Source organism: Cyanobacteria bacterium GSL.Bin1, from assembly GCA_009909085.1.
GTDB lineage: Bacteria > Cyanobacteriota > Cyanobacteriia > Cyanobacteriales > Rubidibacteraceae > Halothece.
This window is the reverse complement of record JAAANX010000030.1, coordinates 13,850-39,844: the sequence shown is the minus strand read 5'-3', so window position 1 is coordinate 39,844 and position 25,995 is coordinate 13,850. Positions and strand designations below refer to the sequence as shown.

The following is a 25,995-nucleotide window of genomic DNA, read 5'->3' as shown; positions in this document are numbered from 1 at the left end:
ATTCTCACGCGTTACTCACCCGTCCGCCACTCAGCCCGAAGGCTGCGTTCGACTTGCATGTGTTAAGCACGCCGCCAGCGTTCATCCTGAGCCAGGATCAAACTCTCCATGTTGAGAGCCGATGGCTCTTCATGACAATTGCTTGGCGTTTTCAGCCTTGCTTTCGTCTCTAAATTGCGTTTCCTTAGAAATATGTTTGACGTGGAAGCGTTAACTATATATAGTTAACTTTAAGGCTTTTCCAACTATTAAGTTTGTCTAGGTTCGGTGCCTCGTTGCGGCGGCGTTTGCGTTGCCTCCGTTTCGAGCGCATTAACCAATATAGACCTTATTTCTCTGGGTGTCAACCCCTGAAACCATTTTTTTTGACTTTTTTTCTTTCCCCTTATTTGATGGGGGTTCCAGCCCCTAGAACCGTTAGAATAACTAAAGACACCGACTGCAGCTGGAGAGAAAGGGAAAGTTTTTATGATGACACTGCCACCCAACATCCTCATCGAGCCTTTACTACAGGAATGGTTACGGGAAGATATTGGACGGGGCGATCGCGCTGCCTCCGCCCTGATTGAGAGGAATGGAATTCCTCAACAGGCCATGTGGCTGGCTAAACAACCCGGTGTCATTGCTGGCTTGCCCTTAGCAGAAAAAATTTTTAGTCTTCTTGGAGAAATTGATTGGCATCCGCAAGTGAGCGAAGGAGAAGCCTGTGATCACCAACAAGAAATCTTACGCTGTCGTGCCCAACCCACTATTCTGTTAAGTGGTGAGCGCGTTGCTTTAAATGTAGTTATGCATTTGAGCGGAATTGCCACCCTCACCCGCAGCTATGTGGAAAAAATTGCTGATTTGCCGACGCAGCTTGTGGATACTCGTAAAACCACCCCAGGATTAAGAAGTCTAGAGAAATACGCGACCCAATTGGGGGGTGCTGTTAACCATCGGTTTGGCTTAGACGATGCCGCAATGATCAAAGACAATCATATTCAAGTGGCAGGGGGAATTAAAAACGCGATCGCGCAAGTCCGGGCAACGTTACCCTATCCCCTCACGATTGAAGTCGAAACAACCACCTCAGCAGAAGTCAAAGAAGCCCTGACCACGGATGTCGATATCATTATGCTGGATAATATGTCGCCGTCTTTGATGAAAGAAATGGTGCAATTCATCCGCAGCAGTGGTAAAAGCATCAAGATCGAAGCCTCCGGCAACATTACCTTAGAAACCATTCGCGAGGTTGCGGAAACGGGGGTTGACTATATCTCTACCAGTGCGCCGATTACTCAAGCCAGTTGGTTGGATTTAAGTATGAAACTACTGTAGGTGCTATGTTTTGCGAAACAAGGTGCGATAAACTGGCTCATTTTGTTGCAGGGTACTTTTTTCTCGCTCAGTCGCCACAGGAAGCGGATTTTCAGGAAGCCAAAAAGGAATTTCTCTGCTAAAGGCAGCATGCGCCATAAAATGACGAATCATTTCCTCGATGACAAACTGGACATCAGACTGTAGAAAAACTTGACCTCCTGATTGGAGATACTCAGCGAGAGTCTCAACTAATTCGGGTTGCACAATCCGTCGTTTCGCATGGCGTTTTTTGAACCAAGGATCAGGAAATTGAATGGTCACGAAATGCAGCGCCTGTGGGGGAAGAGATGCTAATAGAGTATCCAGGGAAATATTAACTTGGCAGAAGAGGTAATGGAGATTGGTTAAAGACAGTTCATCCCGGATGCGGTTCGCTTCAATAACGAGGGGTTCGCGAACTTCCAAGCCCAAATAATTATAGTCGGGTTGCACTTGCGCCATCTCTAAAAGAAAGCGCCCTCTAGCTGCGCCAATATCTAAGAAAAAAGGCTTGCTGAGATTGGAATAGACCTTTTCCCAATGAGGAGGAGTGGGAGGGGTCTGATATTTTTCACTAAGGGGGTTAACATGCTGACGAACTCGTACTCTTGGCAAGCGTTCTCTCTCCTACCTAATTCTCGAACTCCATGGTGATCATCAATCGTTTAAGCGCGATCGCCGGTGACAATATAAGCCACTCGCTGACCAATATTCGTGGCATGATCCGCCATCCGTTCTAAATGACGAATAATTAATCCTAATAATAAAATTGGCTCGATCGCGCCTTCCACATTACTATTTTTCGCCAGAACTGTGTAGAGATGATCATAAGCATCATCAACAATATCATCCATTTGTTTGACTCTTTTGCCAGCCGTTGCGTCTAAATCAGCTAAAGCCACCAGACTAGCGGCTAGCATCATCTGGGTTTGGTGAGACATAGCAGCCACCTCTGATAAACAGGGATGAGGAGAGTAAGGGAATAATTTAATGGCAAATTCTGCCAAATCTTCTGCATAATCACCAATACGCTCTAAATCTCGAATCAGTTGCATAAAAGCACTAATGACTCGTAAATCACTTGCCACTGGAGCCTGCAACGTCATTAATGCAGCGCAATCGAGTTCAATCTGTCGATAATATTTGTCAATTTGTTCATCCAGATCGTTAATTTGTTGAACGACTTCTAAATTTTGGTGAAAAAGAGCTTCATGACTTAAACGAAAAGATTGCTCAACTAATGCCCCCATTCGCAAAACATCCTGCTCGACCCGTTTTAATGAGCGGTCAAAGTAAGAATTTCGAGTCTCTTTATTTTGAGAAGGCTTATAACTCAACACATTGTATAGTGGAGCGTTTCCACGTAGAAAATTTTGATTGCTGATCTATAACTAATCTAGTCTTCCTTTATAAAAAGCGACAACTCGTGAAATTACCAATTATTCTTCAGGAGAATCAGAGGGTGTTTCTTCTAAACTGGCATTGGGAAGCTCAATTTGTAACCACGCCCCCCCTGTTTCAGGATGATTTTTGGCTTGAATTCTTCCGCCGTGAGCAAGAACAATTTGTCGAGTAATGGATAAACCTAATCCTGTCCCTGAAGACTGAAATCCTATATTTGAGTGATCACTATTGTTAGGTTTTTCTGCTGAAGCTTCGTTCCCTCGGTAAAGACGATCAAATACTCGTAAAATATCGGTTTTAGATAAGCCTTGACCTTGATCGATCACGTTAATTTGTACCCAATCTTCTGGTTTATTAATCCGATGAGAGGGTAATAAAACGAGATTAACCCAGATATTACTGTCAGGAGGACTATATTTAATTGCGTTATCAAAAAGATTGAGAAAAACTTGAGTGAGGCGGGAATGATCAGCCGTAATACACAAAGACTGTTCTCCTTGATAAATTAGTTGTACTTGTTTTTGCTCGGCTAAGGGGTTGAGCGTTTCCCAAGCAGAAGTAATCAGAGTATGGAGGTCAAAAAAATCAGTTTTAAGATTTTGCTGCGGTCTTTTTTCCAGTTGCGAAATTTCCAACCAATCTTCAATCAGACGAATCAGTCGATTGGCTTCTTGCAACATTTGTTCAACCCAGCGACTTTCCGGAGGTTGCAAGCGAGTTTGTAAGGCTTCTGCAACGAGGCGAATGGACGTTAGAGGAGTTCTGAGTTCGTGGGTGAGATCAGAGAAGAGACGATCAGAGCGTTGTGATAGTTCAACTAGGGGTTGTTGATTTTCTAAGAAGACACCCACCCCATCTTCCGGTAGTGGATAACTTGAGCCTTTGAGAGCAACAGAAAGGGTAAAGGTTTGATTAGACGATTGCGATTGAGTCGTAGTTTCAGGAGAAATTTCGGTGGTATGGAAAACCCATTCTTGGGTTTGAGGCTGTTTGTTGTGGCGCGTTTCTTCAATGAGTTGGTCGAGTTCATAAGAACGGACTAATTCTAGAAGGAGGCGGACTTGACCCGGCTGCCAGCGATCTAGCCGAAGCAGTTGTTGCGCTTGTCGATTACACCATAATAACTGATTTTCTCCATCAACTTGGATATAACCAATAGGGGCAACATCAATTAAATCTTGCCAAATATCGAGTTGAGTTTGTAACTGATTCGCATGACCTTGGATGCGCAGAATTTCTCGTCGTAAACGATTACTCAGCGGTAAAGAGATATTGTCTGGAGAGTGACCGGACAAATCCTTTAAAAGTTGACGTAATGTTTTTTGTGAAGAACGTCTTTGGAGATAACTAATGAGCAGTCCAACGGTTAAGCCGATCGCAAAGGTCAAGAGTAGGGTGAGAGTCATGAAGGTTTGAATAATCGAATCGATCCTCTGTGTTAAAGGATAACCGCTCTCTAGACAGTTGAGATGAGATGATTTTTGATCGCTGACAACGATTGCTTACGCTTAACCAAACCGATAGCCAAACCCGCGTACAGTAACAATATAAGTGGGCTGAGAAGGATCGGGTTCTAATTTTTCTCGCAACCAGCGAATATGAACATCAACTGTTTTTGTATCACCGAGAAAATCGGGACCCCAAATTTGTTCGATCAGTTGTTCTCTTGACCAAACGCGACGCGGAGAACTGATAAATAATTCCAGCAATCTAAATTCTTTTGGGGAAAGACTGATTTCTTCACCGCGAACCGTGACCCGACATTCTTGGGGAAAGAGGGTAATATCTTGGTATTGCAGAACTGGCGTTTGCGGGAGGCTACTAAACCGTTGTCTTCGTAATAACGCCCGACAGCGAGCAATAAACTCGGGCATACTAAAAGGCTTAGTAATATAATCATCGGCACCGACTTCTAAACCCAAAACACGGTCGGTTTCACTGGCTTTAGCACTTAAGATCAGGACGGGCACAATGTTGCCTTGATAGCGCAACCAACGACAAATATCTAACCCATTAATCTGGGGTAGCATTAAATCTAAAACAATGAGGTCATAAGGAAATTCTGAGCTGCTGGGTTCTTCTGTTTGTAATAGGTTAGAAGCGGTGCGTCCATCAGTAGCAATGGAAACTTCGTACCCTTCTTCTTGTAAGGAGAGAACCAACATTTCTCGAATTAAGTCTTCATCTTCTACCACCAGGATACGGGCAGATTGGGTAAATTCCTGACTGGGAGAAGCTTTTGGTATATCAAGAGACAGCATAAGACTCCATTATGTTTTGGACGCTCTAGCTAACATATATCTCAAAATGGGACAGTTTAGGGAAAATATTCGTTTTTTTAAGGTTTAAAGTGGAGTTGACTAGAAATTAATCAATCGCATTGCTTATGTTGCTGCACTTACAGACTTGGCAAGAAGTGGAACAGTACTTAGAACAGTCCCGAGGCATTATTATTCCCATTGGTTCAACGGAACAACATGGACCAACGGGCTTAATTGGAACGGATGCGATTTGCGCAGAGGTCATTGCCAAAGGGGTAGGAGAAGCTACCAATGCTTTAGTGGCGCCAACGATTAATGTGGGTATGGCCTTACATCATCTCGCATTTCCAGGAAGCGTCAGTTTACGCCCGACCACTTTGATCCAACTCATCCAAGATATCACTACTAGTTTAGCGTCTTCTGGGTTTCAGCGATTCTTTTTTATTAATGGTCATGGCGGCAATATTGCCACACTCAAAGCAGCATTTGCTCAAACCTATGCCCATCTTGCAGAATTAAAGCTACCGGAAGCGGATCAGGTGTATTGTCAAGTTTCCAATTGGTTTATGTGTCGTGAAGTTCGTGAATTAGCCAAAGCTTTCTATGGCGATGAAGAAGGATCCCACGCGACTCCAAGTGAAGTAGCACTCACCCAATATGCTTATCCAGAGGCAATTAAGTCAGCTTTTCTCGAAAAAGAAGTGGCTTCTGGGTACCCCATTTACGGTGCTGAAGATTTCCGTCGTCATTATCCTGATGGCAGAATGGGTTCTAATCCGGCGCTGGCGACTCCTGAACACGGGAAACAGTTGTATGAAACAGCGGTGAAGGCATTGAGCAATCAGTACTTGAAGTTTGTTGAGAGTTAGTTATTGGTCATTGGTCATTGGTTACTCCCTCATTCACTTGGCCAATGACCTGATTATTCTTCATCGGAAAGGACATCTTCTTCTCCACCGTAACGAGGCTGAGAGGGAATAGCAGCGACGATCGCGTCAATAACAGTACCAACGGCAACTAATTCAATGCCCATATCCGGTAAACTTTGTCCTTTGGGAATAATGGCGCGCTGAAATCCTAATTTCGCAGCCTCCTTAATCCGCAATTCTAACTGGGCGACTAACCGCACTTGTCCGCCTAAGCCCACTTCACCAATGAGTGCTGTTCTCGGATCGACAACGCGATCGCGAAAACTGGCGACCACTGCCACAGCGATGCCCAAATCTGCTGCTGGTTCTTCCACACCTAAACCACCGGCAGTGGCGACATAAGCATCCAATTTAGAAAGGGGAACCCCCACCCGTTTTTCGAGTACGGCTAAAATTTGTTGGAGGCGGTTATAATCGACACCTGTGGTTGCCCGCCGAGGGGAGGTGTAACTGGTGGGACTGACCAACGCTTGCAATTCCACAACAATCGGGCGAGTGCCTTCACAGGCGACAACAATTGCGGTTCCAGGAACCGATTCATCGCGATTGCCTAAAAACAGTTCCGACGGATTTTCCACTTCCCGCAACCCATGATCAATCATTTCAAACACCCCAATTTCATGAGTTGCCCCAAAGCGGTTTTTGACGGAACGTAAAAGGCGGTGAGAAGCGTAGCGATCTCCTTCAAAATAAAGCACCGTATCCACTAAATGCTCTAAAACTCTGGGTCCCGCGATCGCGCCTTCTTTGGTCACATGACCAACAATCAACAGCGTAATATTTTCTCGTTTGGCTACCTGCATCAAAGCAGAGGTACACTCCCGCACTTGCGCCACCGAACCGGGTGCTGAACTCAGAGAGGCAAAATAGAGGGTTTGAATACTATCAATAATCGCTAACACCGGCTTCAGCGATTCTAATTCTCGTAAAATTTCTTCTAAGTCTGTTTCGGGTAGAACATAAAGATTTTCATGACTCATACTCTTTGGGGTATGACCGTTGCTTTCTGCCACAGCATTTTTCTCCTCGGTGGGCCAATCGGTTAAGCCCACTCCTAAACGCGAAGCCCGTAACTTCACCTGTTGCCCAGACTCTTCGGCAGAAACATACAGTGTCCGTTGCATTTGTGCGGTTTGATTGGCAACCTGTAATAACAACGTTGATTTGCCAATTCCGGGATCACCACCAATTAACACCAAAGAACCGGGAACAATGCCGCCACCCAATACCCGATCTAACTCCACATAGCCGGATGGAAAACGAGGCTGTTCATCATCTTGAATTTGAGAAAATTTTAAGGAAACCCGGGGTTGGGGGGGTTTATTTTTATTAACAGAAGTGGGATATTTATTAGATTGCCATCCACTGCGAGGGTTGGCGCTTGCTTGCGTCAGTACTTCTTCTTCTAGGGTCCCAAATTCTCCACAACCGGAACATTTTCCAAACCATTGGTTATGTTCGGTACCACAAATATTGCAAACATGGATTATTTTTGGTTTCGACATTTTAAATTAACATTAATTTTTTGGGTTCAATTTGTTTTAAATTGTTTTAAATTGTTAAGATATACGGTTACAGTTTGTAAACCTAAAACGAACCTTAGGACATCGATTATTTTCGGCAATCAGAGATAACTTAGTCTCTAGGAATCTTTTACTAAAGGATATTCTAGAAATAGAAAGACTCATCAAAAACATTTAGGATCAGCAACTGGTAGAACAATAAGGAGTGTTGAGAAATTTGGAAAATCATAAAGAAAAAATTTTAGTCGTTGACGACGAAGCAAGTATTCGTCGGATCTTAGAAACTCGTTTGTCAATGATTGGCTACGATGTTGTCACTGCTGCGGATGGAGAAGAAGCAATTGCTACCTTTAAAGAAAATCATCCCGATCTCGTTGTTTTAGATGTGATGATGCCCAAGTTAGATGGGTATGGCGTTTGCCAAGAACTCCGCAAAGAATCGGACATTCCTATTATCATGCTAACGGCGCTGGGAGATGTTGCCGACCGGATTACCGGTTTAGAATTGGGGGCTGATGATTATGTCGTGAAGCCCTTTTCTCCCAAAGAATTAGAAGCCCGGATCCGTTCAGTTTTAAGACGGGTGGATAAAGAAGGTCTATCCGGTATTCCCAGTTCTGGGGTGATCCAAGTGGGGTCGATTAAAATTGATACCAACCGCCGCCAAGTCTATAAAGGAGACGAACGGATTCGCTTAACGGGTATGGAGTTCAGCCTCCTGGAACTCATGGTCGGTCGTTCGGGGGAAGCTTTTTCTCGCTCTGAGATTTTGCAAGAAGTTTGGGGGTATACACCGGAACGTCACGTGGACACTCGGGTGGTAGATGTCCACATTTCTCGTTTAAGGGCAAAACTGGAAGATGATCCCAGTAATCCAGAACTCATTTTGACCGCTAGAGGAACGGGTTATATGTTCCAGCGAGTGACCGAAGTTGGGGAGGAAAAATCTCAATGATTGCTTGTTTATGAAAACTGCTGATCCCAATCGGGTTTTACGCCTGTTGCCCCTCGTTGTTGGGGGGCTAGGGGGAACTCTTTTATTACTGAATCGTCTGCTCACCCCGGAATTGAGTTCATCCCAAGCGCGATCCGATGCCATTGGGGTGTTACTCAGTGCGATTTTAATTTTAGTGGGACTGATTTGGCAACGAGTACAGCCTCGTTCTCCGGAAGCGGTCCCATTAGTGGGAGAAGAAGGCTTTGAGTTAGCCTCTGATTTATCCGAAGACGCAAAAACCGAGTTAGCTTGGGCGTCTCATTTATTATTAACCAATACGCCAACGCGATCGCTGCTCGTTTATTATCAAGGGCAAGTTTTGCTCCGGCGAGGTATATTAGCTCAAAAAGCAGACGTCACTCCCGGTAATATCCTGCAAAGAGTTTTAGCGAAACAAAAACCTGTTTATCTTGTTAATTTAAACCTTTATCCCGGAAAAATTGAATTTGATTACCTCCCCGAAAATACACAAGCAGTTATTTGTCAACCCATTGGCAACGAAGGCGCTTTGATCGTGGCTGCTAATGCACCCCGAAGTTATACAAAACAAGATGAAACTTGGATCGAAGGAATTGCTGATAAATTAAGTTACACTCTTGCGAGAAGTATCACTTCAAAATGATCCTGGATGAAGACAATAATTTAAGTTGTGTCAAACTCATCTCTCAAAAGAGATTGATCGCTACCGATAACGTGATTATGCTTTCATTTCAATCACTTTTTACTTTAATCATCCGATTTTCCCAAAAAGAAGGAGCAATATTGCCCGTTAAGAGATAGTCATCTCCTAATTGTTCCCAAGTGATATCTTCTAACATTAATGCTTCTGTCATTTGCTTGAAGTCTAACTCTCCCACGGGTGTCGGTGCGCTCACACCCCCGATAATTTTGGGTGCCATAAACGCTAAAATTTGTTGCACTGCGCCTTCTTTAATTGCACTGGCTGCTAAGGTGCCACCGCATTCCCATAAAACTCTTGATAAACCGCGTTCATACAAATATTTCATCACTGTTTCTGGGGTTAAAGGGGATAATTGAAGTACTTCTACTCCCTGATTTTCCAGTTGTCTGGCTGTCTCTAAATCAGCCTGTTCGGTTAAGACTAAGGTTGCGGCTTGCTCAGTTTGGAAAATATGGGCTGCTGGGGATAACGCTAAACTCCGACTCATCACAATTCGTAATGGGTTCTGTTTGGTTAAGTGATGAGTGGTCAAGTAGGGATTATCTTGACGGACTGTATTCCCGCCAACAATGACGGCGTCGCACTGAGAACGTTCTTGATAAACTCGGTTTCGTGCGGGAATATCTGTAACCCAAGCACTATGTCCAATTGTGGTGGCAATTTTGCCATCTAAGGTCATGGCATATTTAAAAATTCCGAAGGGACGTTGATAGAGAACCCGATGGATAAAACCCGCATTGAGCTGCCGACACGCCTTTTCTTCAACCCCAACGACCACTGAAATCCCTGCTTTCTCCAGACGTTGTCTACCACCAGCAGCGGTAGTATTGGGATCAGCCATGCCAATCACCACTTTCTTAATTCCGGAGGCAATCACTGCTTCGGAACAGGGAGGGGTGCGTCCATAATGATTGCAGGGTTCAAGATTGACGTATAATGTTGCACCAATCGCTTGCTCTCCGGCTTGACGAAGGGCAAAAACTTCAGCGTGGGGTTGACCAATGCCGGGATGATAGCCTTCGCCAACAATTTTTCCCTGCTGGACAATGACAGCACCGACTAAAGGATTGGGCGACGTTTTGCCGATGCCGTGACGAGCGAGTTGCAGACAGCGTTGCATCATTGCCTGATCAAAAGGAGTGCCAATTGCTGTAGAGCCGGTTATATTGTCCATTGAGTCAACTTACGTTTGTTATAGTTTGCGATTTTGGTTATTTCTATAAGTTTTTCTAATTCAAAAAACACTAAAAACACTCGAAAACTTATCTAAAAATTGCTAAAGTAAAGAAGCTTTACGAAAATGTCCTTCCTCAGTACAAACTTTATGGTTCTAGAAACTATACCAAAAACTGCATCTTTTTCGGAAAAATGTCGACAGAGTCAAGGATTGACCGTATTTTGTGATTTTGATGGTCCACTTGTGGATGTGTCTGACCGTTATTACAATACTTATCAAATTGCTTTGGATCGAACCTGCAATTATTATCAAAGTTATCAGTGCCACTTGCTGCCGACTCCTTTAAGTAAAGAACAGTTTTGGCAAATGAAACAAGAACGGGTTTGTGATCAGGAAATTGCTTTGCGCTCTGGTTTAAAAATTCAGCATATTCCTTATTTTGTCCAACAAGTGAGGGAAATTGTCAATGAACCGTTTTTATTAAGGAAGGATAAGTTTCACCAAGGAGTCAATTGGGCACTGGCGACTCTCCATTCCCAAGGGGTGCGTCTGGTTGTTGTCACCTTGCGCTGTCAGGAACAAGTTACTCAGTTGCTGAGAAATTATGGTTTGCTGCGTTTATTGAGCGGTGTTTATGGCACCAGTGATGAAACAGTGGCTTATGCCAATAATGTGGAATGCAAAACGATGCTGTTGAAGCAAGCCTTAAGAGAACAAGGTCATCACAATGCTTGTATGGTTGGAGATACAGAAGCTGATGTTTTAGCAGCACAAGCCTTGGGAATTTGCGCGATCGCGCTCACTTGCGGGATTCGTAGCGGTAATTATCTCCAACAATTTCAACCCGATTACATTGAAAGCAACCTTTTGAATACGGCGCATCGTCTCGAAGAACTCTGTCTTAATTAATCCGCTTCCAGGTGTTCCCAGCAGTAATTTAAGGGATAATAAACCACTGGTGCCCACAGACTACTCAGTAATGCCGAAACTAGGGCAATTTGTTGGTGTTGGGTCCAAATGGCAACCAAACGCGAAAAATCAAATAGAGTATATTGCGCAGCAGTCAACGTTTCCGCCACAACTGCCATAATAAAAACGATCAGCGCGATTGAAATGAAGTCCTCTTGAATATATTTTTCCTTATCAATACGTCCGGTTAAGAAACCGACTAACGCCAGACTAAAGACATGAGATGGATTAGAAAGGGTCATCCCATCTTGAATGAGTCCGGCAGCAATACCAGCTATTCCCCCTTGCCAGGGTTGGCGTTTAATACTCCAAGCAACCACCCAAATTAACAACCAATGTGGTCCCAACCCCAGTAAAACCGTTCCGGGTAAACGAGTGGGTAAGAGCAAAGCACAAAAAATCAGGGAACCCACACTCACGACACAATTCAGAAGATAACGTTGAGCTGGGGATAAGGAATTAATCTTCAGCATTGGAATTATAAACCATTAGCCATTGATCACTCATCATGCTGTCTTTAGATTTTCTCGAGATAGCGTAACGACTTAAGCCCCCAAGTCTCTGCTGCCTGGGGGCAAAATTAAAATAGTTAGTCTGTTAGGGCTTTTAATAACACCTCCGATAAAGGACGATTGCCCATTTCTGTCATCGTAATGGTATCAACAATATCAAACTTTGCCCCAGCATCAAGAAGTTGGTCATCGAGGGCTTTCAGATATTCAGTGACTTTGGGATCATCGCCGACTTGAATAAAGGAAATGCCAATTTCATCATCTCGTTCCACGCGACGGGACATTTCAATAATTAACTGGATCACCCCTTTGCGATCTTCCGGTTCGCCATCAGTAATGACTAAGAACGTTTCGCCATTGGCATTGGCTTCTCCATTGGCTTTGCGTCGAAAATAGTTCTCTAATGCATGTTGTAAGACCCCATATAAGTTAGTTTTCCCCATGGGATCATTTTCCGCATAAATTTCGTTCACCTTATTTGAAGTGACGTGATCGTATCGTTTAAAGCGACTGGAAAATAAATAGACGGTAATCCCATCTGAATCATAGGCTTCGCATTGTTTTGCCAACGCATAAGTTGATTCTTGAGCCACTTCCCAACGGGATTTTCCCCCCGGTTGGTCTTGCGTTGACATACTTTGACTTTTGTCAATGAGTAATGTGTAATCGCGATCGCGAATTAAAGCATTTTTGTCCACGGCTTCACCTTCCTCACTTGCTTACGCAGCTGCTAACACAGATGATAGTTTTTCCCAACGGAACGCGCGATCGCCGCCGAGTTCAACCACCACTTTCACTCTCGGTTCAATTTCATGAAATTTGGCCAAATAACTTAATTCTTGGCGGGAGAAAACAAAACCCTCAATAAGCCACAAAACTAGACCTTTTTTATTCTCGGGCAAAATTTCTAATTGAGAATCAACAATCGGTGGTAAAAAATAAACATCACCAACCTCAGCTCCCTGACCAATATTTTTCTTCCCCAGATGAGGATGGCGGACCCCATGAATCCCTTTGAAATAGGAAGCAGGGTCTCCTAAGCCCTTGGCTGAGAGATGAAGTGTCACATAACCTTTGGTTCGTAACCGACGCTGATATCGTCCTTCAAACCCGCCTTCTAAGGGAGCGTAAACACCAAGCGCACCGGACTCTTCTAAATCACGGAGAAATTTATTACCTGTCGTTAGTAGTGCCATGTTCTGCTTTAATTTTTGTTAAAAAATCCTCAAACTTATTCTGACACACTCCTTGCCCAATCAAAAAATGCCCTGTTTGTTGCATAAGTTATTTAAATTTGATATTATTTTTGATTGTGACTCAAAAACTGGATTCAGTGCAGTTGACCCAGCAGACAGCAAGTTGATGTTGCTTTTGGCAACAGATAAACTGTTGGCCTGGAGGTTGCTGTCACTTAACGAATCAGCCCAAGCTAACTTCAAAAAGCGACATTGTCGTCTCGTTAGGATACTGGAGAAGCCCTTACCAGTTTTCTCTAAGTCTTAGCGAAACCTAAACGGCAAAAGCAGCTCCATTTCTAAGTCATTGCTAAGCTGGCTCCGATTAACATTCGCTTCCTAACATTACATTGCGGTAGAGGAATTAATGTTGGAGCCCCCAGCACGAAGCAAAACGGAAGTCGATAGTCCTCACCCTTGATTCAATCAGGGTTGCCAAGGACTAACCAGGAGTCGCCAGAGAATATTGGGTGAATTCACTCAAGAGTTCTTATTCCTGCTCTTCGCTGTCATTCGTTTGCCAGCAAAAAGTAAGGATCAATTAATAAGGCTCTGGGCTTTCAAGAAACTGTTATTGAGGACAAAAACAGCCCTAAACCAGACTGATCGTCAGTCCCGTTTAGGGTGCGGTTAGTCAGTCACGCTGTTTGGTTCAATCTTATGTTGTCTATACACAAGGGGGGTCGCCTGTGTCTATTGGTTTAATGGGTCGAAAACTAGGAATGACTCAAATTTTTGACCAAGAAGAAGGAAGTGCTATTCCAGTCACCGTTATTCAAGTGGGTCCTTGCACAGTCACCCAAATCAAAACACCCAGTACAGATGGGTATAGCGCAGTGCAACTGGGTTATGAAACGGTAAAAGAAAAAGCACTGACTCAACCGGAACTGGGACATCTCAAGAAGGCAGATGCCCCTAATCTTCGTCATTTGAAAGAATATCGAGTCCCTGATCCGGATAATTATCAGCTTGGACAAGCGCTCAACGCTGATCTCTTTAGCGCCGGTCAACTCGTCGATGTTAGAGGGACGAGCATCGGTCGGGGATTTGCCGGTTATCAGAAGCGCCACAGCTTTGCTCGGGGACCGATGAGCCACGGCTCTAAAAACCACCGCCTCCCCGGTTCCATTGGTCCGGGAACCACACCAGGGCGGGTTTACCCTGGCAGCCGGATGGCAGGTCGTATGGGAGGTAAAACCGTTACCACTCGCAAATTACAAGTGGTTCGGGTTGATACGGAAAAAAATGTCCTTCTCGTTAAAGGAACAGTTCCTGGGAAACCCGGTAGCTTATTAAGTATTACGCCTAGTAATTTAGTCGGTGTAAAAGCGAGCTAGATCGCATTGATACATCTGACAGGTATGGAAAGAGTTAATTATGGTTAATTGTACTGTTAAAAATTGGCAAGGCGAAACAGTCGGGGAAGCAAGCTTAGACCTGAAAGTTGCTAAGCCAGAAAATGCCGAACATATCGTGCATCGAGCCCTAATTCGCCAAACGACAAATGCTCGTCAGGGCACGGCTTCGACCAAAACTCGCTCCGAAGTGCGAGGCGGCGGACGCAAACCGTGGCGGCAAAAAGGAACCGGGCGCGCTCGTGCCGGCTCGAGTCGTTCTCCCTTATGGCGCGGTGGCGGTGTCATCTTTGGACCGAAGCCTCGTGATTTCAATATTAAAATGAATCGCAAAGAACGGCGTCTCGCCTTGAGAACAGCGCTGGCGAGCCGAGGGGAAGATTTCCTCGTGGTAGAACCCTTTGCGGAACAATTTTCCCAGCCCAAAACCAAAGAATTGGCACAAGCGATGAGCCGTTGGGGCGTAGAGCCTGGGGTGAAAACGTTAATTATTTTGGATGAATGGACAGAAAACGTGACTTTATCGGCTCGCAATCTGCCCAATGTTCGGTTAATACGGGCTGATAGCTTGAATATCTACGATATTTTAGTGGCGCAGAAAATTGTCACCACCCCAAGCGCGATCGAGAAAATCAAGGAGGTGTATAGTGATTGAAAAACAAGAGCGCGAATTAATTGATTTAGTTCGCAAACCCGTCATTACAGAAAAGGCAACGATTCTATTAGAGCAAAACAAGTACGTTTTTGACGTTGCCAAACAAGCGACAAAGCCTGAGATCAAAAAAGCAATCGAAATGCTTTTTGATGTGAAGGTGACAAAAGTCAATGTTCAAAACTTACCCCAGAAAAAACGCCGAATGGGGAGATATATGGGAACCAAACCCCAATACAAGCGAGCAATTGTCACCCTTGCTGAAGAAGACACAATCACCCTCTTCCCTGAAGTTTAAACACCTATCGCGAAACTTAACGTCTTATGAGTATTCGATCATATCGACCTTATACCCCAGGGACCCGACAAGCAACGGTTTCTGATTTTGCGGAAATCACGCGCTCAAATCCCGAGAAGTCTCTGACAAAATATAAACATCGCCAGAAAGGACGAAATAACCGTGGTGTGATTACCAGTCGTCGTCGGGGTGGCGGTCACAAACGTCGCTATCGCCAAATTGATTTTCGTCGGAATAAGCATAATGTACCGGCTAAAGTTGCTGCAATTGAGTACGATCCCAACCGTAACGCTCGCATTGCTCTCTTACATTACCAAGATGGCGAAAAGCGCTATATCCTCTGGCCAGCCCAATTAAATGTTGGCGACACGATCATTTCTGGTGACGATGCACCATTTGAAATTGGTAATGCGACGCCCTTAAGCCGCATTCCTCTCGGTACGGAAGTGCACAATATTGAACTCGTTGCAGGGAAAGGCGGACAAATTGTCAGAGCCGCGGGTACTGCAGCGCAAGTTGTGGCTCGAGAAAAAGGCTATGTTAGTCTCAAACTGCCCTCCCGAGAAGTCCGGATGGTGCGGCAAGAATGCCTAGCAACCATTGGTCGCGTCGGTAATGCCGAACACCGGAACCTAACCTTAGGCAAAGCAGGCCGATCGCGCCACCTCGGACGTCGTCCGAAAGTCCGCGGTAGTGTCATGAACCCCGTGGATCACCCCCATGGCGGTGGGGAAGGACGGGCACCCATTGGTCGTCCGAGCCCGCTCACTCCTTGGGGTAAACCCACTTTGGGGGCAAAAACCCGCAAAGCGAAGAAAAACAGCAACAAACTGATTGTGCGTCGTCGTTCATAAGGGTCATCATAACGGATTGACCCCGAACAAAAGAGAGTAGAAAAGGAAAAAAATTATGGGTCGTTCTTTAAAGAAAGGTCCTTACGTTGACGACAAACTGCTCAAAAAAATTGAGCAACTCAACGCAGTGGACAAAAAAGAAGTCATTAAAACTTGGAAACGCGCTTCCACCATTATTCCGCAAATGGTCGGACACACCATCGCGGTTTACAACGGCAGACAACATGTCCCTGTCTTTGTCAGTGACCAAATGGTCGGACATAAATTAGGGGAATTTGCTCCCACTCGCACCTTTAAGGGACACGCCAAAAGCGATAAAAAAGCGCGGAGATAAGTTAGAGAATTAGCGAGGAAACTATGCCAGTAGATACCAGTGTTGAAACCAAAGCGATCGCGCGCTATATCCGAATGTCTCCCCATAAAGTGCGACGGGTGCTAGACCAAATTCGCGGTCGCTCCTATCGAGAAGCGCTAATTATTTTAGAATTTATGCCGTACCGCGCCTGTGACCCGGTTTTAAAGGCACTGCGTTCAGCAGCAGCTAATGCCGAGCATAATCAAGGGCTCGATCGCGCCAACTTGATCATTAGTAAAGCCTATGCCGATGGCGGACCGACCCTGAGACGGTTCCGTCCTCGCGCCCAAGGACGTGCTTACCAAATCCGTAAACCCACCTGTCACATTACCATCGCTGTCGCGCCAACTACCGAAGAATAGAAACATTATGGGACAAAAGATTCATCCAACCGGGTTGCGACTCGGCATTACCAAAGAGCATCTTTCCTGTTGGTATGCCGATTCCAAGCGCTATCCCGAACTCTTACAAGAAGACTTCCAAATTCGGAATTACATCGACAAAACCCTGAATAATGCAGGGATTTCTGCCACAGAAATTGAGCGCAAAGCCGATCAAATTAGCCTGCAAATTCACACCGCTCGTCCTGGGGTGGTCGTAGGTCGTGGCGGCAGCGGCATTGAATCTCTGCGCGTTGGGCTCCAGCAGCTCCTTGGTGGAAACCGGCAAATTAGTATCAATGTTAGTGAAGTTGCTCGTGTTGATGCGGATGCGGTTTTAATCGCAGAATACATTACTCAGCAGCTCGAACGTCGGGTTTCCTTCCGTCGCGTCGTTCGTCAAGCCATGCAACGGGCGCAGCGTGCCGAAGTACAAGGCATCAAAATTCAAATCAGCGGGCGACTCAACGGAGCAGAAATTGCTCGTACGGAATGGACACGAGAAGGACGGGTGCCCCTACATACGCTCCGAGCCGATATTGATTATGCTTATCGCACCGCAGAAACCATCTACGGCATTTTAGGCGTCAAAGTCTGGGTCTTCAAAGGAGAAATTCTTCCCGAAGACGAAGACCAACAAGCCGAAGCGTCCCCAACTCCCCGTCGCCAACCGCGTCGTCAAAAATTTGAAGATCGTTCTGGTGAAAATTAGTCATTCGTCACTGGTCATTAGTCATTGGTTACGTCATAACCGAGGGCTAAGGACAAAGGACAGATAACAAAGTAAGAAAAAACAATGCTAAGTCCTAAGCGAACAAAATTTCGGAAACAACAAAGAGGGCGAATGAAAGGGCTCTCTCACCGTGGGAACACCATCAACTTTGGTGATTTTGCCCTGCAAGCGATTGAACCCTGCTGGATTAACTCTCGCCAAATTGAAGCCGCTCGTCGGGCGATGAACCGCTACCTCCGTCGGGGTGGAAAAATTTGGATTCGGATTTTTCCTGATAAACCCATTACCATGCGGGCGGCAGAAACGCGGATGGGATCCGGGAAAGGTAACCCCGAATATTGGGTCGCTGTTGTTAAACCGGGTCGCATCATGTTTGAAATTGGTGGCGTGAATAAAGACGTTGCCCAAGAAGCAATGCGCCTGGCGGCCCAAAAACTCCCGATCAAAACGAAGTTTTTAGTCCGTGAAGAATAAGGAGGAATTATGCCTTTACCTAAAATTGCTGATGCACGGGCGTTAAGCGATGAAGAACTCTCCCAAGAAATCATTGCTGCCAAACGAGAACTCTTCAATTTGCGCTTTAAACAGGGAACTCGCCAAGAAGATCAGGCGAAACCTCATGAATTTAAGCATCTTAAGCATCGCATTGCGCAATTGCTCACCGTCGAACGGGAACGAGAAATTGCTCAAGCCACTCCCTCATCCAACACAGCGGAGGAATAAATAAACCATGACAACCAAAGAACGGATTGGCGTTGTGGTCAGTAACAAAATGCAGAAAACCGTTGTGGTAGCGGTAGAAAACCGTGCCCCCAGTCGGAAATATGGCAAAACCGTTGTTACGACTAAACGCTACAAAGTCCACGATGAGAACAACGATTGTCAAGAAGGCGATCGCGTTCGCATCCAAGAAACCCGTCCTCTTTCAAAAACCAAACGTTGGACGGTTGCAGCTATTATCGAATCGGCTAGCGGTCAAGAACCGCCTCAAGCTCTTACCTCAGAACCAGAAGAACAATGATCCAACAAGAGACCATTCTTAACGTTGCTGACAACAGCGGTGCTCGTAAAATCCAATGCTTGCGTGTGATGCGCGCCGGTAACTGTCCTTACGGGCGAATTGGGGATGTGATTATTGGCGTTGTCAAAGATGCCCTCCCCAACATGCAAGTGAAAAAATCTGACATTATCCGTGCCGTGATTGTACGGACTCGTTATCCTGAACGCCGAGACAGTGGGATGAGTATTCGCTTTGACGATAACGCAGCAGTCATTATCAACGCCGATAATAATCCCAGAGGAACCCGGGTCTTCGGTCCTGTCGCTCGGGAACTGCGGGACAAAAACTTTACCAAAATTGTTTCTCTAGCGCCGGAGGTTTTGTAAGATGCCTAGAAAAAATCGGACGCAAACCACCCCGAAACGGTACAAAATGCACGTCAAAAAAGGCGACACGGTGCAAGTCATTTCCGGAAAAGACAAAGGCAAAGTCGGCGAAATTCAACGAGTGATCCCGAAAGAATCACGAGTTGTGGTGGAAGGAGTGAATGTGCGGACCAAGCACCAAAAACCCACCCAAGAAGGGGAAAAAGGGCAAATTATCACCTTTGAAGCCCCCATTCATAGCTCTAACGTGATGCTCTATTCCAACAAAGAATCTTGCGCCTCTCGGATTAGCTATACCTACACCGAAGATGGACGTAAAGTGAGGATGCTCAAAAAAACCGGCGAAATCATTGATTAACTTTAAACTTTCTCAATTCCTGACCAAGCCCAGGAAACTCACTTGAGACTAAAAACTATGACACAGCGACTAAAAACGACTTATTTTGACACCATTGCTCCCCAACTCCAAAAAGAGTTTAGTTACAGCAATGTTCATGAAATTCCGAAATTGGTGAAAGTCACCGTGAACCGAGGATTAGGAGAAGCTTCTCAAAATGCCAAAGCCTTAGAATTATCAGTTCAAGAAATTGCCACCATTACCGGTCAAAAACCGGTGGTCACTCGGGCAAAAAAAGCGATCGCGGGCTTTAAAGTCCGCCAGGGTATGCCCGTCGGGGTCATGGTTACCTTACGGGGGGAACGGATGTATGCTTTCCTCGATCGTTTAATCAACGTTGCCCTGCCTAGAATTCGGGACTTTCGCGGGATTAGTCCCCGCAGCTTTGATGGACGCGGTAACTATAACTTAGGCTTGCGAGAACAAATTCTTTTCCCGGAAATTGAATACGACAATATTGATCAAATTCGTGGGATGGATATTGCCATCATCACTACCGCCAAAACCGATGAAGAAGGTCGCGCCCTACTCAAAGCGATGGGAATGCCCTTCCGAGAACAATAAATCTTCTCAAGTACTTTGAACAGGAGGGAAAACAGCAACTAATGGCCTCGACAGATACCATCTCGGATATGCTCACGCGGATTCGCAATGCTTGCATGGTTCAACACGAAACAACCGTTGTTCCTTACAACAAAATGAACCGCAACATTGCTCGCGTTTTGAAAGAAGAAGGCTTTATCGATAGCTATGAAGAAGTCGGTGAAGGCTTGAAAAAACAAGTGTTAATTTCGTTACGATATCAAGGTCGTAATCGCAAACCCATTATCAAGAAACTGATGCGGGTGAGTCGACCGGGTTTGAGAGTCTATTCCAATCATAAAGAGCTGCCCCGCGTCCTTGGTGGAATTGGCATTGCCATTATCTCCACCTCCAGCGGTATTATGACGGATCGCGAAGCCCGTAAGCGGGGCATTGGCGGGGAAATTCTCTGCTATGTCTGGTAAATTCAGAATTGATTGAAGGAGTCATTGATTATGTCACGGATTGGTAAATTGCCGATTCCTATTCCCCAAAAAGTAGAAATCACCGTTGATGGCAAACAGGTGAAAGTCAAAGGACCGAAAGGGGAATTAGAACAGACCATGCCTGATTTTGTCACCATTGAACAAGAAGACAATCAAATTTTGGTACAGCGAGTCAATGATTCTCGTAAAGCACGGGAACGTCATGGTTTAGCTCGCACTCTCGTTGCCAATATGGTGCATGGGGTCTCCCAAGGGTTTGAACGACGCCTCCAAATTCAAGGGGTAGGGTATCGGGCGCAAGTGCAAGGACGCAACTTAATCTTGAACGTCGGTTACAGCCACCCCGTTGAAATCACCCCCCCCGACGGGATTCAAATTAACGTGGAAAAAAATACAGAAATCATTATTAGTGGCATTAATAAAGAATTGGTCGGTAACTTGACAGCAACCATTCGCGCTGTTCGTCCGCCAGAACCCTACAAAGGGAAAGGGATTCGCTTTCTGGGAGAACAAGTCCGACAAAAAGCGGGTAAAGCAGGGAAGAAATAGAAATCATGAAGAACAATCGCAAAGAACTGATCAAACAGCGCCATCGTCGGATTCGGCGCAAAGTGGAAGGAACTGCCGAACGCCCTCGTTTAGCAGTGTTTCGTTCCCATCAGCATATTTACGCACAAGTGATCGACGACAAGCAACAACATACCTTAGTCGCTGCTTCCACCGTCGATCCCAATTTACGGCAAACCTTAGAGTCAACGGGCACTTGCGAGGCCTCTGCTGCAGTGGGCACCTTAGTAGCGCAGCGCGCGATCGAAAAAGGTATCAAACAAGTGGTCTTTGATCGCGGGGGCAATGTTTATCATGGGCGGGTGCGTAGCCTAGCGGATGCCGCTCGTGAAGCCGGACTAGAATTTTAAGGGGGAAATCATGGCAAAACGAAACCAAAGCAAAAAGGAAGACAGCCAGTTTCAAGAGCGCGTGATTCAGATTCGACGCGTGAGTAAAGTGGTTAAAGGCGGTAAAAAACTGAGCTTCCGCGCGATCGTGGTTGTTGGCAATGATCGCGGTCAAGTGGGAGTCGGTGTTGGCAAAGCCGGTGATGTGATTGGTGCGGTACGCAAAGGCGTTGCCGATGCCAAAAAACAACTGGTTGATGTTCCGATCACTAAGAGTAATTCCATTCCCCACCGGGCTAATGGTTTTGCTGGCGGAGCAAAAGTGATGGTTCGTCCCGCAGCACCCGGTACGGGTGTAATTGCTGGGGGCGCGGTGCGGACGGTTCTCGAACTGTCTGGGGTCAAAAATATTCTGGCTAAGCAGTTGGGTTCTTCCAATCCCCTAAACAATGCCAGAGCCGCGATCGATGCCTTAGCGTCCTTACGCACCTTCAAAGAGGTAGCCAACGAGCGGAGTGTGCCTCTAGAACAAATTTTCTCCTAGAGACATTCGATAAGACGTCTGTCGTTAGTCATTGGTTATTCAATCACAAATAACAATCAAACTATGAAACTACACGAATTAAAACCCAAAAAAGGCTCTCGTAAACAGAGTCGTCGTTTGGGACGCGGCATTTCAGCCGGACAAGGAGCCAGTTGCGGCAAAGGAATGCGCGGTCAAAAAGCTCGTTCCGGTCCTAGTCCATTCCGTGGTTTTGAAGGGGGTCAAATGCCCCTTTATCGGCGCGTTCCTAAACTCAAACACTTTACGAGAGTGAACCCCCGTCGCTACACTACGATTAATGTTGGTAAGTTAGCTGGTTTACAACCAAACACAGAAGTTACCCTGACAACACTGGTTGAGGCGGGTTTGATTAACGATCCCGAAGGTCCCCTTAAGATTTTAGGCGATGGTGAAATCAACATTCCTTTACAAGTGAAGGCGGATGCTTTTACAAAAAGTGCTCGTCAAAAAATTGAATCGGCAGGGGGAAGCTGTGAAGAATTGACTTAATTCATTTCAGTCAATTCACTACAATCCAACGTTTAGTCAATTCCAATATCGGGGAGAAATAATCCTTCATGGTTGTTAGTAGAGAAAGAACCCCAAACGCACAAGAAACATTTATGCAGATGGCACAAGCGGCTGGGTTGCGCAGTCGCTTGTTGATCACAGTCGGACTCATTTTATTAGTCCGATTGGGTGTGCGGATTCCTGTTCCAGGAATTGATCGCGCTAGCTTTGCGGAAGCGGTGCAAAATAGCCCCATTTCAGGATTTTTAAATTTCCTGTCTGGCGGTGGCTTATCGGCAGTCGGGATTTTTGCCTTAGGTATTCTTCCCTTCATTAACGCTTCCATTATCATGCAGTTACTCACTGCGGGTCTTCCCTATTTAGAAAATTTACAAAAAAATGAAGGGGAAGCCGGGCGACGGAAAATTTCCCAAATTACCCGTTATGTTGCCCTTGCTTCTGCTGTTTTTAACAGTTTTGGTTTGGCAACTTTTGTTCAACCTTATGCTTACAATCCGGGTCCTATCTTTTTGTTAAAGACAGTCATTGCTCTTACGGCAGGGTCAATGTTTGTCATTTGGCTCTCAGAGCTCATTACAGAACGAGGGATTGGTAACGGTCCCTCATTATTAATTTTTGTCAATATTGTTGCTGTCTTACCAAGAACGTTGGGAAATACCATTGAATTTGCTCAAACCGGTGGACGAGAAGCAGTGGCGCAGGTGCTGATTTTGGCATTGGTGTTCCTCGTCATGATTGTGGGGATTGTCTTTGTTCAAGAGGGAACACGACGGATTCCCATTGTCTCAGCGCGTCGCCAAGTCGGACGGCGTTTATATCGAGAGCGAACCAGTTATCTTCCTTTGCGGGTTAACCAAGGCGGTGTCCTCCCCATTATTTTTGCATCGACGCTGCTCATTTTGCCGTCTTCACTGGCTCAGTTTACTCAAGGGGGCGGTGGTGAAGAACAAACCGGAATTGGAGCACTCATCAATGATGTCTTAATTCAAATTTCCACCTACATGAACCCCAGTGGACCAACACCTTGGCTATATGTCAGCATTTATTTACTGTTGATTCTCTTCTTTAGTTACTTCTATGCGGCGTTGGTCGTCAATCCAGTGGATATGTCTCAAAATTTGAAAAAAATGGGGGCTAGTATTCCTGGGATTCGCCCAGGGAAAGCAACTAGTGATTATTTACAAAAAGTGATTAATCGCTTAACTTTGTTGGGGGCAATCTTCTTGGGAATTGTGGCAACTGTTCCGACAGCAGTGGAAACAGCAACGGGTGTCACCACCTTCCAAGGATTGGGGGCAACTTCGCTTTTAATTTTAGTAGGGGTTGCGATTGATACGGCGAAGCAAATTCAAAGTAGTGTGATCTCTCAACGCTATGAAGGAATGGTGAAACAGTAATCAATTAACAATTAACAATGAATAATTAATCATAGGTTATTCGTTGTTGATTGTTAGTCTTTTCAAAAAAACATAACAAAAAATAAATAGCAAGTAATGACTCAATATTCTCGGTTAATTTTTTTTGGACCTCCGGGAGCAGGAAAAGGAACACAAGCCCAAGCGCTATCTGAAGCCTGCCAGATTCCTCATATTGCCACTGGAGATATTTTACGCAACGCGATCGCGCAGCAAACAGAAGTCGGACAAAAAGCCCAATCCTATGTTAGTAATGGCGATTTAGTCCCGGATGAAGTTTTAGCCGAATTAGTGCGCGATCGGCTGCAACAAACCGATGCGAAAGCGGGCTGGATCTTGGATGGCTTTCCTCGCACACTTAACCAAGCGGAATTTTTAGACCAACTGTTAAGTGAATTGAACTCAGCTTACGACTTGGTGATTTATTTAGATGTTCCTGATGATATCCTCATGCAACGGTTATTAGGGCGGGGACGTAAAGATGATACCAAAGATACCATTCGTCATCGGTTAGATGTTTTCCATAACCAAACTGAAGCCCTCATTCATTTTTATCAACAACGCAATCACTTCTTACAGGTTGATGGCAATCAGCACCTTTCAGCCGTGACTGAGCGCATTAAAACAGCGATGAAAGAAGGGTACTAAAGCCTGTCCTGGCGAATTTTTGCTAAGATTATCGATGGGTAACTTTGCCTTCTTTTCCCAAATTTTCTACAGAAGAGCTAAGTTATTCGATGCTCTCTTAGAGGAGAAACTAAACCCAATGTCTAAACAAGATTTAATTGAGATGGAAGGAACCGTTACCGAGTCCTTACCTAACGCGATGTTTCGTGTGGACTTAGAAAACGGATTCAATGTGCTCGCTCATATCTCTGGCAAAATTCGCCGTAACTACATTAAAATTCTACCCGGCGATAAAGTCAAAGTCGAGTTAACTCCTTATGATTTGACAAAAGGACGGATTACCTATCGTCTGCGTAAAAAGTAAGATAACTTTGAGGTTTTGACATAATATTGCAAACATGATATAATGAAAGGCTTGTAGTCTATCAAAACGACCATGAAAGTTCGACCTTCAGTGCGAAAAATGTGTGAGCGTTGCCGAGTTATTCGTCGTAGAGGACGAGTAATGGTAATTTGCTCCAATCCCAAGCATAAACAACGTCAAGGATAAAACCTAATTATCCAAATCTTAGCAGAAAAAAACAATTAGGGAGAGAAACGTGGCACGGATTGCAGGAGTAGATCTTCCGCGTGATAAACGCGTTGAAATTGCACTCACTTACATTTACGGAATTGGCTTATCCCGTTCTCAAGAGATTTTAGCAGCAACGGGCGTTAACCCGGATACACGAACCAAAGACCTGGATGTAAATGAAGAAACGACCCTTCGGTCTTATATTGAAGAAAATTACCAAGTTGAGGGGGATTTGCGGCGCTTAGAAAATATGAATATTAAGCGTCTCGTTGATATCGGCACCTACCGGGGTCGTCGTCACCGCTCTGGGTTACCGGTACGGGGTCAGCGGACTCGGACCAATGCTCGCACCCGTCGTGGGAAACGACTCGCGATTGCTGGTAAAAAGAAACCCCCAGCTAAGAAATAGATTCATTGTTCCCATTGCAATTGCCGTCAAAGATGACCCCTCCTCATTAAAAGAGGGTCGCTGCTTTGAACGTTAATCAATCATCAGTAGTCAGGAAAACGAAAACCTTATGGCGCGACAAACGAAAAAAAGTTCCTCTAGAAAAACCAAACGTAACGTTCCCAATGGCGTTGCTCATATTCAGTCCACGTTTAACAATACGCTCGTTACCATCTCAGATACCAAAGGCGATGTGATTTCTTGGGCCTCTGCGGGCTCAAGTGGCTTTAAAGGAGCCAAAAAAGGCACTCCTTTTGCTGCTCAAACCGCAGCCGACCAAGCCGGTCGCCGGGCAACTGAACAAGGAATGCGTCAAATTGAAGTCATGGTAAGTGGTCCTGGCGCCGGTCGGGAAACTGCCATTCGCGCTCTCCAGGGAGCGGGATTAGAAATTACTCTCATTCGCGATGTCACCCCAATTCCCCACAATGGGTGCCGCCCGCCCAAGCGTCGTCGCGTTTAGAACAGTCGGCTGGTTATTAGTTGTTGGTT

At 45.4% G+C, this 25,995-nt stretch carries 38 protein-coding genes and 1 rRNA gene; 29 read left to right on the top strand and 10 right to left on the bottom strand.

Annotation, left to right across the window (positions count from 1 at the left end; genetic code table 11):
- A 16S ribosomal RNA gene (locus GVY04_01780) occupies positions 1-113 on the bottom strand; the annotation flags it as partial.
- A gap of 355 nt (positions 114-468) precedes the next feature.
- On the opposite strand from GVY04_01780, the gene GVY04_01775 reads away from it, so the two are divergent.
- Positions 469-1,320, top strand: a complete 852-nt coding sequence (locus tag GVY04_01775; GenBank protein ID NBD14903.1) for a carboxylating nicotinate-nucleotide diphosphorylase — start codon at positions 469-471, stop codon at positions 1,318-1,320.
- Positions 1,321-1,323: 3 nt separating this feature from the next.
- On the opposite strand, the gene trmB is transcribed toward GVY04_01775, so the two are convergent.
- The 4 genes from trmB to GVY04_01755 form a co-directional block, all read right to left on the bottom strand.
- Positions 1,324-1,956 carry a tRNA (guanosine(46)-N7)-methyltransferase TrmB gene (gene trmB, locus GVY04_01770; protein NBD14902.1) on the bottom strand — a complete coding sequence of 211 codons (633 nt, stop codon included), beginning with the start codon at positions 1,954-1,956 and terminating at the stop codon, positions 1,324-1,326.
- A 50-nt stretch (positions 1,957-2,006) separates the two neighbouring features.
- Positions 2,007-2,681, bottom strand: a complete 675-nt coding sequence (gene phoU / locus GVY04_01765) for a phosphate signaling complex protein PhoU (protein ID NBD14901.1) — start codon at positions 2,679-2,681, stop codon at positions 2,007-2,009.
- 99 nt (positions 2,682-2,780) lie between these two features.
- A complete protein-coding gene (locus GVY04_01760; GenBank protein ID NBD14900.1) occupies positions 2,781-4,151 on the bottom strand; it encodes a histidine kinase in 1,371 nt (456 codons plus the stop codon).
- Positions 4,152-4,253: 102 nt separating this feature from the next.
- On the bottom strand, positions 4,254-5,006 hold the full coding sequence (locus tag GVY04_01755) for a response regulator (protein NBD14899.1): 753 nt from the start codon (positions 5,004-5,006) through the stop codon (positions 4,254-4,256).
- A 125-nt stretch (positions 5,007-5,131) separates the two neighbouring features.
- Between GVY04_01755 and GVY04_01750 the strand changes: the two genes are divergently transcribed.
- Entirely contained in the window at positions 5,132-5,875 is a 744-nt protein-coding gene (locus GVY04_01750) for a creatininase family protein (protein NBD14898.1), read from the top strand.
- 53 nt (positions 5,876-5,928) lie between these two features.
- Here GVY04_01750 and radA read toward each other — a convergent pair whose 3' ends face one another.
- Positions 5,929-7,440: a DNA repair protein RadA gene (gene radA / locus GVY04_01745; protein NBD14897.1), complete on the bottom strand. Its 1,512-nt coding sequence runs from the start codon at positions 7,438-7,440 to the stop codon at positions 5,929-5,931.
- A gap of 235 nt (positions 7,441-7,675) precedes the next feature.
- Here radA and GVY04_01740 point away from each other — a divergent pair, with 235 nt between their 5' ends.
- Both GVY04_01740 and GVY04_01735 read left to right on the top strand, forming a co-directional pair.
- Entirely contained in the window at positions 7,676-8,413 is a 738-nt protein-coding gene (locus GVY04_01740) for a response regulator (GenBank protein NBD14896.1), read from the top strand.
- 10 nt (positions 8,414-8,423) lie between these two features.
- Positions 8,424-9,077, top strand: a complete 654-nt coding sequence (locus GVY04_01735; GenBank protein NBD14895.1) for a cofactor assembly of complex C subunit B — start codon at positions 8,424-8,426, stop codon at positions 9,075-9,077.
- Between the two features lie 88 nt (positions 9,078-9,165).
- Here GVY04_01735 and ribD read toward each other — a convergent pair whose 3' ends face one another.
- A complete protein-coding gene (gene ribD / locus GVY04_01730; protein ID NBD14894.1) occupies positions 9,166-10,311 on the bottom strand; it encodes a bifunctional diaminohydroxyphosphoribosylaminopyrimidine deaminase/5-amino-6-(5-phosphoribosylamino)uracil reductase RibD in 1,146 nt (381 codons plus the stop codon).
- 150 nt (positions 10,312-10,461) lie between these two features.
- On the opposite strand from ribD, the gene GVY04_01725 reads away from it, so the two are divergent.
- Complete coding sequence (locus tag GVY04_01725; GenBank protein ID NBD14893.1) at positions 10,462-11,223, top strand: HAD hydrolase-like protein; 762 nt, start codon at positions 10,462-10,464, stop codon at positions 11,221-11,223.
- Here the strand turns inward: GVY04_01725 and mreD are convergent.
- The 3 genes from mreD to ndhN all read right to left on the bottom strand — a co-directional run bounded on the left by mreD (position 11,220) and on the right by ndhN (position 12,991).
- The gene (gene mreD / locus GVY04_01720; GenBank protein ID NBD14892.1) at positions 11,220-11,756 is read right to left on the bottom strand and encodes a rod shape-determining protein MreD; all 537 of its coding nucleotides are present in this window, start codon (positions 11,754-11,756) and stop codon (positions 11,220-11,222) included. The two genes, GVY04_01725 and mreD, sit on opposite strands and share 4 nt — an antisense overlap.
- Before the next feature lie 116 nt (positions 11,757-11,872).
- A complete protein-coding gene (locus tag GVY04_01715) occupies positions 11,873-12,493 on the bottom strand; it encodes a VWA domain-containing protein (GenBank protein NBD14891.1) in 621 nt (206 codons plus the stop codon).
- A 21-nt stretch (positions 12,494-12,514) separates the two neighbouring features.
- Positions 12,515-12,991: an NAD(P)H-quinone oxidoreductase subunit N gene (gene ndhN, locus GVY04_01710; protein ID NBD14890.1), complete on the bottom strand. Its 477-nt coding sequence runs from the start codon at positions 12,989-12,991 to the stop codon at positions 12,515-12,517.
- Between the two features lie 728 nt (positions 12,992-13,719).
- Here ndhN and GVY04_01705 point away from each other — a divergent pair.
- From GVY04_01705 to rpsK, 24 genes are all read left to right on the top strand, one after another.
- Positions 13,720-14,367 carry a 50S ribosomal protein L3 gene (locus GVY04_01705; protein ID NBD14889.1) on the top strand — a complete coding sequence of 216 codons (648 nt, stop codon included), beginning with the start codon at positions 13,720-13,722 and terminating at the stop codon, positions 14,365-14,367.
- A 40-nt stretch (positions 14,368-14,407) separates the two neighbouring features.
- Positions 14,408-15,040, top strand: coding sequence for a 50S ribosomal protein L4 (rplD, locus tag GVY04_01700; protein ID NBD14888.1), 633 nt, complete (start codon positions 14,408-14,410; stop codon positions 15,038-15,040).
- Complete coding sequence (locus GVY04_01695; protein ID NBD14887.1) at positions 15,030-15,335, top strand: 50S ribosomal protein L23; 306 nt, start codon at positions 15,030-15,032, stop codon at positions 15,333-15,335. The genes rplD and GVY04_01695 overlap by 11 nt, the downstream gene beginning before the upstream one ends.
- A gap of 26 nt (positions 15,336-15,361) precedes the next feature.
- Positions 15,362-16,189, top strand: coding sequence for a 50S ribosomal protein L2 (rplB, locus tag GVY04_01690; protein NBD14886.1), 828 nt, complete (start codon positions 15,362-15,364; stop codon positions 16,187-16,189).
- 55 nt (positions 16,190-16,244) lie between these two features.
- The gene (gene rpsS, locus GVY04_01685; protein ID NBD14885.1) at positions 16,245-16,523 is read left to right on the top strand and encodes a 30S ribosomal protein S19; all 279 of its coding nucleotides are present in this window, start codon (positions 16,245-16,247) and stop codon (positions 16,521-16,523) included.
- A 23-nt stretch (positions 16,524-16,546) separates the two neighbouring features.
- A complete protein-coding gene (rplV, locus tag GVY04_01680) occupies positions 16,547-16,906 on the top strand; it encodes a 50S ribosomal protein L22 (GenBank protein ID NBD14884.1) in 360 nt (119 codons plus the stop codon).
- A gap of 7 nt (positions 16,907-16,913) precedes the next feature.
- Positions 16,914-17,636, top strand: a complete 723-nt coding sequence (gene rpsC, locus GVY04_01675) for a 30S ribosomal protein S3 (protein ID NBD14883.1) — start codon at positions 16,914-16,916, stop codon at positions 17,634-17,636.
- Between the two features lie 84 nt (positions 17,637-17,720).
- Positions 17,721-18,131 (top strand): 50S ribosomal protein L16, encoded by a 411-nt coding sequence (rplP, locus tag GVY04_01670; protein NBD14882.1) that lies wholly within the window; start codon positions 17,721-17,723, stop codon positions 18,129-18,131.
- Between the two features lie 9 nt (positions 18,132-18,140).
- Positions 18,141-18,380 carry a 50S ribosomal protein L29 gene (locus GVY04_01665; GenBank protein NBD14881.1) on the top strand — a complete coding sequence of 80 codons (240 nt, stop codon included), beginning with the start codon at positions 18,141-18,143 and terminating at the stop codon, positions 18,378-18,380.
- Positions 18,381-18,387: 7 nt separating this feature from the next.
- Positions 18,388-18,678 carry a 30S ribosomal protein S17 gene (rpsQ, locus tag GVY04_01660; GenBank protein NBD14880.1) on the top strand — a complete coding sequence of 97 codons (291 nt, stop codon included), beginning with the start codon at positions 18,388-18,390 and terminating at the stop codon, positions 18,676-18,678.
- Positions 18,675-19,043, top strand: coding sequence for a 50S ribosomal protein L14 (gene rplN / locus GVY04_01655; GenBank protein ID NBD14879.1), 369 nt, complete (start codon positions 18,675-18,677; stop codon positions 19,041-19,043). Before rpsQ ends, rplN begins: the two co-directional genes overlap by 4 nt.
- Before the next feature lies 1 nt (position 19,044).
- Positions 19,045-19,401 (top strand): 50S ribosomal protein L24, encoded by a 357-nt coding sequence (locus tag GVY04_01650; protein ID NBD14878.1) that lies wholly within the window; start codon positions 19,045-19,047, stop codon positions 19,399-19,401.
- Positions 19,402-19,458: 57 nt separating this feature from the next.
- Positions 19,459-20,004: a 50S ribosomal protein L5 gene (gene rplE / locus GVY04_01645; protein NBD14877.1), complete on the top strand. Its 546-nt coding sequence runs from the start codon at positions 19,459-19,461 to the stop codon at positions 20,002-20,004.
- A 41-nt stretch (positions 20,005-20,045) separates the two neighbouring features.
- A complete protein-coding gene (gene rpsH / locus GVY04_01640) occupies positions 20,046-20,447 on the top strand; it encodes a 30S ribosomal protein S8 (GenBank protein ID NBD14876.1) in 402 nt (133 codons plus the stop codon).
- Positions 20,448-20,477: 30 nt separating this feature from the next.
- Positions 20,478-21,017 carry a 50S ribosomal protein L6 gene (gene rplF, locus GVY04_01635; protein NBD14875.1) on the top strand — a complete coding sequence of 180 codons (540 nt, stop codon included), beginning with the start codon at positions 20,478-20,480 and terminating at the stop codon, positions 21,015-21,017.
- Between the two features lie 5 nt (positions 21,018-21,022).
- Entirely contained in the window at positions 21,023-21,385 is a 363-nt protein-coding gene (locus tag GVY04_01630) for a 50S ribosomal protein L18 (protein NBD14874.1), read from the top strand.
- A gap of 10 nt (positions 21,386-21,395) precedes the next feature.
- Positions 21,396-21,908, top strand: coding sequence for a 30S ribosomal protein S5 (gene rpsE, locus GVY04_01625; protein NBD14873.1), 513 nt, complete (start codon positions 21,396-21,398; stop codon positions 21,906-21,908).
- 63 nt (positions 21,909-21,971) lie between these two features.
- Positions 21,972-22,418: a 50S ribosomal protein L15 gene (locus GVY04_01620; protein NBD14872.1), complete on the top strand. Its 447-nt coding sequence runs from the start codon at positions 21,972-21,974 to the stop codon at positions 22,416-22,418.
- Between the two features lie 68 nt (positions 22,419-22,486).
- Positions 22,487-23,836 (top strand): preprotein translocase subunit SecY, encoded by a 1,350-nt coding sequence (secY, locus tag GVY04_01615; protein NBD14871.1) that lies wholly within the window; start codon positions 22,487-22,489, stop codon positions 23,834-23,836.
- 96 nt (positions 23,837-23,932) lie between these two features.
- Entirely contained in the window at positions 23,933-24,502 is a 570-nt protein-coding gene (locus GVY04_01610; GenBank protein ID NBD14870.1) for an adenylate kinase, read from the top strand.
- Between the two features lie 118 nt (positions 24,503-24,620).
- Positions 24,621-24,845: a translation initiation factor IF-1 gene (gene infA, locus GVY04_01605; protein NBD14869.1), complete on the top strand. Its 225-nt coding sequence runs from the start codon at positions 24,621-24,623 to the stop codon at positions 24,843-24,845.
- 72 nt (positions 24,846-24,917) lie between these two features.
- The gene (gene rpmJ / locus GVY04_01600; protein ID NBD14868.1) at positions 24,918-25,031 is read left to right on the top strand and encodes a 50S ribosomal protein L36; all 114 of its coding nucleotides are present in this window, start codon (positions 24,918-24,920) and stop codon (positions 25,029-25,031) included.
- 49 nt (positions 25,032-25,080) lie between these two features.
- On the top strand, positions 25,081-25,464 hold the full coding sequence (rpsM, locus tag GVY04_01595) for a 30S ribosomal protein S13 (protein ID NBD14867.1): 384 nt from the start codon (positions 25,081-25,083) through the stop codon (positions 25,462-25,464).
- A gap of 109 nt (positions 25,465-25,573) precedes the next feature.
- Positions 25,574-25,966, top strand: a complete 393-nt coding sequence (gene rpsK, locus GVY04_01590) for a 30S ribosomal protein S11 (protein NBD14866.1) — start codon at positions 25,574-25,576, stop codon at positions 25,964-25,966.
- Positions 25,967-25,995 lie beyond the last annotated feature (29 nt).

Excerpts from the sequence above, each read along its gene's own strand:
- GVY04_01775 (NBD14903.1), top strand. The coding sequence starts at position 469 with ATGATGACACTGCCACCCAACATCCTCATCGAGCCTTTACTACAGGAA.
- GVY04_01760 (NBD14900.1), bottom strand. The coding sequence starts at position 4,151 with ATGACTCTCACCCTACTCTTGACCTTTGCGATCGGCTTAACCGTTGGA.
- GVY04_01755 (NBD14899.1), bottom strand. The coding sequence starts at position 5,006 with ATGCTGTCTCTTGATATACCAAAAGCTTCTCCCAGTCAGGAATTTACC.
- GVY04_01750 (NBD14898.1), top strand. The coding sequence starts at position 5,132 with ATGTTGCTGCACTTACAGACTTGGCAAGAAGTGGAACAGTACTTAGAA.
- radA (NBD14897.1), bottom strand. The coding sequence starts at position 7,440 with ATGTCGAAACCAAAAATAATCCATGTTTGCAATATTTGTGGTACCGAA.
- GVY04_01735 (NBD14895.1), top strand. The coding sequence starts at position 8,424 with ATGAAAACTGCTGATCCCAATCGGGTTTTACGCCTGTTGCCCCTCGTT.
- ribD (NBD14894.1), bottom strand. The coding sequence starts at position 10,311 with ATGGACAATATAACCGGCTCTACAGCAATTGGCACTCCTTTTGATCAG.
- GVY04_01725 (NBD14893.1), top strand. The coding sequence starts at position 10,462 with ATGGTTCTAGAAACTATACCAAAAACTGCATCTTTTTCGGAAAAATGT.
- mreD (NBD14892.1), bottom strand. The coding sequence starts at position 11,756 with ATGCTGAAGATTAATTCCTTATCCCCAGCTCAACGTTATCTTCTGAAT.
- ndhN (NBD14890.1), bottom strand. The coding sequence starts at position 12,991 with ATGGCACTACTAACGACAGGTAATAAATTTCTCCGTGATTTAGAAGAG.
- rplD (NBD14888.1), top strand. The coding sequence starts at position 14,408 with ATGGTTAATTGTACTGTTAAAAATTGGCAAGGCGAAACAGTCGGGGAA.
- rplB (NBD14886.1), top strand. The coding sequence starts at position 15,362 with ATGAGTATTCGATCATATCGACCTTATACCCCAGGGACCCGACAAGCA.
- rpsS (NBD14885.1), top strand. The coding sequence starts at position 16,245 with ATGGGTCGTTCTTTAAAGAAAGGTCCTTACGTTGACGACAAACTGCTC.
- rplV (NBD14884.1), top strand. The coding sequence starts at position 16,547 with ATGCCAGTAGATACCAGTGTTGAAACCAAAGCGATCGCGCGCTATATC.
- rpsC (NBD14883.1), top strand. The coding sequence starts at position 16,914 with ATGGGACAAAAGATTCATCCAACCGGGTTGCGACTCGGCATTACCAAA.
- rplP (NBD14882.1), top strand. The coding sequence starts at position 17,721 with ATGCTAAGTCCTAAGCGAACAAAATTTCGGAAACAACAAAGAGGGCGA.
- GVY04_01665 (NBD14881.1), top strand. The coding sequence starts at position 18,141 with ATGCCTTTACCTAAAATTGCTGATGCACGGGCGTTAAGCGATGAAGAA.
- rpsQ (NBD14880.1), top strand. The coding sequence starts at position 18,388 with ATGACAACCAAAGAACGGATTGGCGTTGTGGTCAGTAACAAAATGCAG.
- rplN (NBD14879.1), top strand. The coding sequence starts at position 18,675 with ATGATCCAACAAGAGACCATTCTTAACGTTGCTGACAACAGCGGTGCT.
- GVY04_01650 (NBD14878.1), top strand. The coding sequence starts at position 19,045 with ATGCCTAGAAAAAATCGGACGCAAACCACCCCGAAACGGTACAAAATG.
- rplE (NBD14877.1), top strand. The coding sequence starts at position 19,459 with ATGACACAGCGACTAAAAACGACTTATTTTGACACCATTGCTCCCCAA.
- rpsH (NBD14876.1), top strand. The coding sequence starts at position 20,046 with ATGGCCTCGACAGATACCATCTCGGATATGCTCACGCGGATTCGCAAT.
- rplF (NBD14875.1), top strand. The coding sequence starts at position 20,478 with ATGTCACGGATTGGTAAATTGCCGATTCCTATTCCCCAAAAAGTAGAA.
- GVY04_01630 (NBD14874.1), top strand. The coding sequence starts at position 21,023 with ATGAAGAACAATCGCAAAGAACTGATCAAACAGCGCCATCGTCGGATT.
- rpsE (NBD14873.1), top strand. The coding sequence starts at position 21,396 with ATGGCAAAACGAAACCAAAGCAAAAAGGAAGACAGCCAGTTTCAAGAG.
- GVY04_01620 (NBD14872.1), top strand. The coding sequence starts at position 21,972 with ATGAAACTACACGAATTAAAACCCAAAAAAGGCTCTCGTAAACAGAGT.
- secY (NBD14871.1), top strand. The coding sequence starts at position 22,487 with ATGGTTGTTAGTAGAGAAAGAACCCCAAACGCACAAGAAACATTTATG.
- GVY04_01610 (NBD14870.1), top strand. The coding sequence starts at position 23,933 with ATGACTCAATATTCTCGGTTAATTTTTTTTGGACCTCCGGGAGCAGGA.
- infA (NBD14869.1), top strand. The coding sequence starts at position 24,621 with ATGTCTAAACAAGATTTAATTGAGATGGAAGGAACCGTTACCGAGTCC.
- rpmJ (NBD14868.1), top strand. The coding sequence starts at position 24,918 with ATGAAAGTTCGACCTTCAGTGCGAAAAATGTGTGAGCGTTGCCGAGTT.
- rpsK (NBD14866.1), top strand. The coding sequence starts at position 25,574 with ATGGCGCGACAAACGAAAAAAAGTTCCTCTAGAAAAACCAAACGTAAC.